At 68.8% G+C, this 1,572-nt stretch carries 2 protein-coding genes; both read left to right on the forward strand.

Annotation, left to right across the window (positions count from 1 at the left end):
• The first annotated feature begins 214 nt into the window (after window positions 1–214).
• On the forward strand, window positions 215–922 hold the full coding sequence (locus tag DBR36_RS01430) for a DUF3105 domain-containing protein (RefSeq protein WP_108317244.1): 708 nt from the start codon (window positions 215–217) through the stop codon (window positions 920–922).
• Between the two features lies 1 nt (window position 923).
• Window positions 924–1,572: DUF305 domain-containing protein (locus DBR36_RS01435; protein ID WP_108317245.1), on the forward strand; the 649-nt coding region annotated here is incomplete at its 3' end.

A 1,572-nucleotide genomic window follows, 5' to 3' on the forward strand; every position in this document is an offset into this window, starting at 1 on the left:
CCTTTTCTTCAGCCCGGCAGAGCCGGGCTGAAGAAAAGGGGGGGATCATCGAACCTCGAATCGATTCGACATCGTCATACTACCGTGACACCCCCGCGCGCCACCATCCCCGCTCGCGGGTTCCTCCCAGGCCACCGGCTCATTCACCCGCATAGGCTGGGCTCGTCGGCGGATGCCGATGTGTCCCGCCCCGAAGAGAGACTGAACACAGCGCATGACCTCCCCCTCCGATAAGCGAGCGAGCGGCAACCCCGCCAAGCAGGCCCAGATCGAGCTGACCCAGAAGCAGCAGCGCGAGCAGAAGCGTCAAGAGAAGCTGGCGCAGTACCAAAAAGAGATGGCCCGCCGAAAGCGCGGCAAGGCGGTCTGGTGGGTCGTCGGATCCGTCGCGACGCTCGCCGTCGTCGGCCTGGTCGTGGCATCCTTCGTCTTCGCCCCCGCTCCTCCCACCAGCTACGAAGCGGGCAACAGCACAGGCCGCGAGATCACCGAGGTCCAGACCTTCTCGAACCGCTCGGACCACGTGCAGGGCACGGTCGAGTACGAGCAGACTCCCCCCGCGGGCGGTCCGCACAACCCCGTCTGGCTGAACTGCGGTGTGTACACCGAGCCGCAGCAGAACGAGAACGCCGTGCACTCCCTCGAGCACGGGGCCATCTGGATCACCTACGACCCCGAGCGGGTCGACCAGGCCGGCATCGACGCGCTCAAGGCCTTCATGCCCTCGAGCTACGCCGTCCTCTCGCCCTACCCCGGCATGGACACCCCCGTCGCGGTGAGCGCCTGGAACCACCAGCTCAAGCTGGACGACCCCACCGACGCCCGCATCGGCGAGTTCTTCACCGAGTTCTGGCGCAGCCAGAACGCCCCCGAGCCCAACGCCCCCTGCTCGGGCGGCGTCGACGGCCCCGGCAAGGCCTGACGTGAGCGACGACACCCCGGTCGCGCGTCCCGCGGTCCGCTGGGCCGTCGTCGCGCTCGTCACCGTCGCCGTCGTGGCCGTCGCCTTCGCGATCGGACGCTTCACCGCGTTCGGAGCGACGGCCGCGCCGGCGCACCCCGCCGATACCTCCGCCGACGCCGGCTTCGCCCGCGACATGCAGGTGCACCACACGCAGGCCGTGCTGATGGCGATGGAGATCTACCGCAAGACCGGCGACGACGAACTGCGCACCCTGTCGTACGACATCGCCACGACCCAGGCCGGCCAGCGCGGCGAGATGTACGGGTGGCTGGTCGAGTGGGGCCTGCCCCAGGCGTCGAGCCAGCCGCTGATGACGTGGATGGAGAAGTCGGGCGCGCACAGCCACGGCGACACCTCGTCGCAGACCGAGCAGCAGCTGCTCGATCAGATGGGCATGGCGACCGACGCGCAGCTCGACCAGTTGCGCGCCCTGCAGGGCCAGCCGGCCGACTGCCTGTTCCTCGACCTCATGATCCGCCACCACGAGGGCGCGATCCCCATGGCGCAGGCCGTCATCGAACTCGGCGACGATCCCCGGGTGAAAGAGGTCGCCGGCTCGATCGTGACCGGCCAGTCAGCCGAACTCGACGCGATGCGCGACATCCAGT

Source organism: Microbacterium sp. HMWF026 (assembly GCF_003061325.1).
Taxonomy (GTDB): Bacteria; Actinomycetota; Actinomycetes; order Actinomycetales; family Microbacteriaceae; genus Microbacterium; species Microbacterium testaceum_E.